The following is a 5,330-nucleotide window of genomic DNA, read 5'->3' as shown; positions in this document are numbered from 1 at the left end:
GAGTGAGGGAAGTATTATAAGGCTAATCTAAAATAGCAAATTGGCAGCTATTTCACCACGATGCTGCAGGCGTTACACCCGTACTCCAATCACCTGTTTGCCTGAACAGGCTAAATTGGCATTTATTCTCTTTCTTAAAACCAGTTTAAACAATGTTCAATACTAGCATAAGGCTCGCGCCAGGAGGGAGTATTTCTTTGGGTCTTTTATAGAATCCCGGGTTAACTATGAAGATAGGGAAATCACAAATTCCGTAAACAATACGCGCAAAATCAGGTGTTAACTCCCTTACAACAAACACCCCTGCACTCTAAAATGCAAGGGGTTTTCTAATTCTTTTTTTTAAGCAGTTAACTACTACTTCTTCAAGAGGTCTCGTATGTCTGCCAGTAGCTCTTCTTGTGAAGGACCCGATGGCGCCGGAGGAGCTGGGGGTGTTTTTGTTTTGTTATAAGCCTTAACAATAAGAAACATTACAAATCCTACAATTAAAAGATTAACAATGGTGTTTACCCATGCGCCCCATCGAATTGCATTTTCTGCTACATAGCCAGCTTCTCCTTCAGTCCCTGAGGTTTCTGTGAGGACATATTTTAAATTGGCAAAATCTACACCTCCGGCAAATTCACCTACTATTGGCATAATAATGTCGGCTACAAAGCCATTAATAACAAGGCCCAGCGCCCCTGCCATAATTACAGCAACTGCAAAATCAATTACATTGCCAGTCATAATAAAATTTTTAAATTCTTTTAGCATTAGTTCTACTAGTTTAAATGATTAATATAAATATTTAGTTAATAAATGAAATTCTTGTAGGTTTCTGTTTGGTTAGAACTTATAACTCAATCCTAAGGTCCAATAGGTTTGAAGGTCATTGTTAACCGTATCAAAAGTGTCTGTGGTATTCCCTAAGGTGTTTACAGAATAGTTCAACGCCTCTTGTTTGTTTTTTCGCAACCCAAAATCGAAGCCAAGCCCAATCATCTTCCACAATGTATATGAAAATGAGTTGGTCCAGGTCCAGTTAGACAAGTTGGAACTTTTGTAACTTTGGAATACAGACATATTTGTTCTGAATTTGACAGCGCCGAATTCCTTGCTGTAATCAGCAACGATCTTTGCTCCCAATGAAGATTCGAAAATTGCGTCTGTACTACTAAAAACAAAATTGTAGTTCAATGGATGGATCACTACATAGAGATCTTTAACCGGAGTCCAGGTTGCACCCACGCCAAGATCCAGATACCCCGGATCATTAAAATTGCTTAAAATGGTGGTTCGGTATTCCATAAGCCCGGAAATGGCAAACTTTTCACTTAATTTTCTTCCGTATAAAGAAGAAAGATTAAATACATCTGTGGCTTGTCTAAAACCTTTTTGGTCATTAGGATCATCCTTATCATCAAATTTTACCCAATTAAGATTTAGCGTCAGGGCATTCCTCCAGAAGTATTTAGGTTCATCCCGATTTGCAAAACCATTTACTGTAAAACCTATTGTTCCTGCAGAGTTATTAGGTGACGCCTGGGCATACCAATTATTAAATCCGGAAAAACTACCTCCAATTGTTCCAAAAGCTCCAACCTTCCATCCCGGTAAAGCATCTATCTGAGCCTGGATAGCATCTACCCTGCCCTGAATTGCCGCAATAGAATCACTTTTATTTGCCTTTGCAGCCTTTAATTCGTCTTCCGTCTGGGCGTAAGTGTACACACTTCCCAACACAAAAAGAGCTAATAATAGTAATTTTTTCATGGTGTTTGTTTTTATCGTTTTCATTGAATTGCTATTAATTTCTATGACTTGTGCTCAATAGTGGCACCGGGAGCATTTTTCTTTACAGAAGCGATCCCATTTTCCATTCCGGAGGTATTGCTATACATCTCACTGGTGCCTATAATTTGTCCGTTTTTAGCCTTTAAATTAAAATAAGGGCTGCCATCTTTGGCTGTTTTACGGTCATACCTTTTATCATCTTTGGCATTCATTTTTACCGAGCCGAGCCCTTTTTGGCAACCCGGCATTGATTTGTAGGTTTGACTGCTTAAGATCACCTGCCCGTTCGAGGCTTTCAGATCGAACTTATACAAACCCGATTTCGTTTTTTTAATTTCAAATTTTCCCATTTTTACTTTCTATTTTAATTATACAAATTGTTGATTATTGTTGTTCATAGCGCACAATATAGCTCTGCCAGCTGCCCACTATTTTGTCCTATTTAATTTCTACTTTATTTTGAACCAGATCCTTTATTGGGATCACTACCCTGGTGGTGGCTGTTTTCACAGTAACCGAGATTCCTTCTATGGCCTCTATGGTTCCTTCTATTTTTTTCGTTTTAATTGAATCACCTATGGCATATGTTTTGCGGGCATAGAATGTCTTGAGCAGGTCCGCTACTACTTCCCTGGATCCCAGGCCTAATCCTATGGCAAACGCCAGGAGAAAGGCTCCTATGATCAGGGTAATATTGCTGGTGATAATTGCTGTATCTATCCCGGCCTGGTTCAACGCGGTTACCAATACAAAAACAATGATTATATAGTACACAATGCCACTAACTATCTTTGATCCGCTCATGCCGGTGGATTCGAAAATACCTTGCAGCGCTTTCCGGATCAGTTTGGCGGCAAACATCCCAATCATAAAAATGACAACCGCACTAAGCAGAATAGGCAAATAGCGCAACAGGTTTGAGATCTCGGTTGAGACAATCGTTAACCCCATTATTTCGGCTGCTACTATGATAAAGGTGATCCATAAGATCCCTTTTACAAAGCCCAATAAGATTCTGGACACATCTACTTTTACCGTACTCTTTTCGCCAAATAATTTGGCTTCGTTTATTTTTTCGGAGACCTTGTCAATTCGTGCGATACGTAAGATCTTTTTCAAAATAAATGATATGATCTTTATGATGATCCATGCCAGTAGAAGAACAATGATTGCGCCTATGATCCCGGGGAGTGCAGAGACGATATCCTGAAAGATAGATTTGAGGGATTCTGATGCTAAGCTTCCAATTGATTCCATAATTTTAGTGAGATTAGATAGTTATATATTAGTTTTTACGTCGGGTCTTAAACATACCAGATATCGCCTCTTTGACGTTTATGGTAAACAGGGAGGCCAGCTCCATGATAAGCTTGGCCGTGGCAACATCATTCATCACCTTTGTTTTGAGATTAGGGGGCGCATCCTTAAGTAATTTGCCCAGATCTTTAAACGGATTTTTACTTTTATCTGCCATTATGGAGTTGCATTATAGGTTTCTATTAATCTTGCTTTCGCTCTTTTCAGGCGCATTTTTACAGCACTTTCACCAATATTCAGAATGGCACAAAGTTCTTTGATGGGAACATCATCCTGATATTTCAGAAGCAAGATGGCTTTATCTTCCGGGGCTATCTGTTCCAACACTGTTTTTAGCTTGTCCGAGCGAAGATGGAATAAGCTTTTGTCCTCCACATTAATTGACATGCCAGGGTCATTAGCATCCAGATTTTCTGATTTCTCACTCATTTTGCGCTCTTTGTTCCTGTTCACATAGTTGACACAAAAATTATAGGTTAAGGCGTATACCCAACTTGAAAATTTAGCGTTGCCTTTAAAACTTCCCATTTTAACGAAAATCATAAGAAAAACATCCTGAGTAAGGTCTGCGGCTTCATCATCAGACCTTGAAAAACCGATACATTTGGTATAGACCTTATTTGCATAACGGTCATAAATAATCCCGAATAAAAGGGTGTTTTTTGTCTCAATGATGGTTTTGACCAATTCCTCGTCACTAAGGCCCCGATAAGGATTATCCTTTGTTAAATCAGACCTGTATCGATCCCCGATTAATACAAGAAATAAATTTTTAAGTATGGTCGTCACCATCTACTATGGTTTGAATCGGTTATTTAGCAAATAAACACAATTTAATGAAACCTTGAGATATGGGCCTCCTTTGGAAGTTTTTATGTTCTTACAGAGACCCAAATCAACCCAACTAACTACGCTATCTTCCATCAAATTCATTTATCGTTTTCAGTGCACGCATTTTATATGTTTTACCCAAATCTGGCCAGTAGACATTCGGGGGTACAGCTACTGGCAGATATGGTGACCATAAAAAAGGTCAGTTCATGAATATATTTTTAAAATGGACAACTACTTATGACTTACATCCTTAAGACACCATTAATTTTAAAAAGTCACTTTCTACGCTAAAATTGCCCAAGAAATTGTACGGATAGGCCTGATGTCAATCGGGATGGAGCTGTCATTTTGTATTTACGGTGCGAGGAAATAAGTTGATTTTCCACAGAGAAGCCAAAAATCTCCGTTGATAAAACCCTCCTGTCTGTAGATAACAAATCCTCTTTCATTGATTTGTTTTTTAAACCGATGATTTCCAATGGTTCTTTGACCTATTAATTATAAAAATGAAATCAAGATGAAAACAAAAGCAATTTTATTAAGTATTACCGCCAGCGCACTATTTGCAATTTCATGCAACGCTCAAAATTCTGGCAATCGTCAAGGAAATCAAGAACCCCCGACCGTCGATGAAATTTTTGAACAGATGGATAAGGACGAAGATGGAAAACTCTCCAAAGAGGAAATCAAAGGCCCCCTTAAAAACGACTTCGCAAAAATAGATACTGATGAAGATGGTTTCCTTTCACGAGAAGAAGTGGAAGAAGCCCCGAAACCAGAAAGAAAAAGAGGCCAGAGACAATAAGATCCTAAAAACAATTTTAGCATGAAAAACAGCATTTTTCAAAATATCTTTAACAGCACAAGCGCTTCTATGGTGTTGAAAAATGGAATAAAGAATGATTTTTTCGTGCTCGAAAAAGACACTAATTACAGTGTTAGCCTAAATCTGGAGCATGGTGTTCTTGAATTACAAAATAATCTGGATAATGCAGTAAGCATTTCTGTAATTGGTCTTTTTTTATTTGCATTTGTGGTGATTTTGTTGGCAATTTCATTGGTAGCGGGCTTAAAGCCCATACTAAGTGTAAATGTATAAAGACAAAGTCAGGTTAAAACCTCATAATGATCTCCACTTTGTAGATGATTTCATTGGTGCAGGAGGTGCCTATATAAGATTGGAAAGTGATATAAATTGATGCCTATGGATAAATAAGTTTGGTTAGTTTGAGTTAGTTGGAGACCCACTGGTTTAAAATAACCAGCGGGTCTTTTTTTATTCCTTCAGCCAAGCTTTATCACTCTTGTAATTACCTTCATTGATGGGATTCATCCTTTGGTTGATAAACTCCCCTGGTCCGTTGATTTCTTTTTCAAATCCATAAAGGGTACTCTTACTT

Annotated in this window: 9 protein-coding genes; 2 read left to right on the top strand and 7 right to left on the bottom strand. The window is 38.2% G+C overall.

The annotated features are described in order from the left end of the window. Nucleotides 1-357: 357 nt before the first annotated feature. The 7 genes from mscL to WBN20_RS16990 all read right to left on the bottom strand — a co-directional run bounded on the left by mscL (nt 358) and on the right by WBN20_RS16990 (nt 4,379). Nucleotides 358-759: a large conductance mechanosensitive channel protein MscL gene (mscL, locus tag WBN20_RS17020; RefSeq protein WP_424282548.1), complete on the bottom strand. Its 402-nt coding sequence runs from the start codon at nt 757-759 to the stop codon at nt 358-360. 72 nt (nt 760-831) lie between these two features. Then, nucleotides 832-1,758 carry a DUF3078 domain-containing protein gene (locus tag WBN20_RS17015; protein ID WP_424282547.1) on the bottom strand — a complete coding sequence of 309 codons (927 nt, stop codon included), beginning with the start codon at nt 1,756-1,758 and terminating at the stop codon, nt 832-834. Between the two features lie 41 nt (nt 1,759-1,799). Then, nucleotides 1,800-2,129, bottom strand: coding sequence for a YegP family protein (locus WBN20_RS17010; RefSeq protein WP_424273323.1), 330 nt, complete (start codon nt 2,127-2,129; stop codon nt 1,800-1,802). Between the two features lie 88 nt (nt 2,130-2,217). After that, a complete protein-coding gene (locus tag WBN20_RS17005) occupies nt 2,218-3,036 on the bottom strand; it encodes a mechanosensitive ion channel family protein (RefSeq protein ID WP_424273324.1) in 819 nt (272 codons plus the stop codon). A 28-nt stretch (nt 3,037-3,064) separates the two neighbouring features. Beyond that, a complete protein-coding gene (locus WBN20_RS17000; RefSeq protein ID WP_424273325.1) occupies nt 3,065-3,253 on the bottom strand; it encodes a hypothetical protein in 189 nt (62 codons plus the stop codon). Further along, complete coding sequence (locus WBN20_RS16995; protein ID WP_424273326.1) at nt 3,253-3,888, bottom strand: RNA polymerase sigma factor; 636 nt, start codon at nt 3,886-3,888, stop codon at nt 3,253-3,255. The genes WBN20_RS17000 and WBN20_RS16995 overlap by 1 nt, the downstream gene beginning before the upstream one ends. Before the next feature lie 329 nt (nt 3,889-4,217). Further along, nucleotides 4,218-4,379, bottom strand: a complete 162-nt coding sequence (locus tag WBN20_RS16990; protein WP_424282546.1) for a hypothetical protein — start codon at nt 4,377-4,379, stop codon at nt 4,218-4,220. Between the two features lie 68 nt (nt 4,380-4,447). On the opposite strand from WBN20_RS16990, the gene WBN20_RS16985 reads away from it, so the two are divergent. Together WBN20_RS16985 and WBN20_RS16980 are read left to right on the top strand one after the other, a co-directional pair. After that, entirely contained in the window at nt 4,448-4,735 is a 288-nt protein-coding gene (locus tag WBN20_RS16985; RefSeq protein WP_424282545.1) for an EF-hand domain-containing protein, read from the top strand. Between the two features lie 21 nt (nt 4,736-4,756). Beyond that, nucleotides 4,757-5,029, top strand: coding sequence for a hypothetical protein (locus WBN20_RS16980; protein ID WP_424282544.1), 273 nt, complete (start codon nt 4,757-4,759; stop codon nt 5,027-5,029). Nucleotides 5,030-5,330 lie beyond the last annotated feature (301 nt).

This window comes from Eudoraea sp. (assembly GCF_049665975.1).
GTDB lineage: Bacteria > Bacteroidota > Bacteroidia > Flavobacteriales > Flavobacteriaceae > Eudoraea.
The sequence above is the reverse complement of the archived record's forward strand: the minus strand, read 5'-3'. Positions and strand labels throughout refer to the sequence as shown.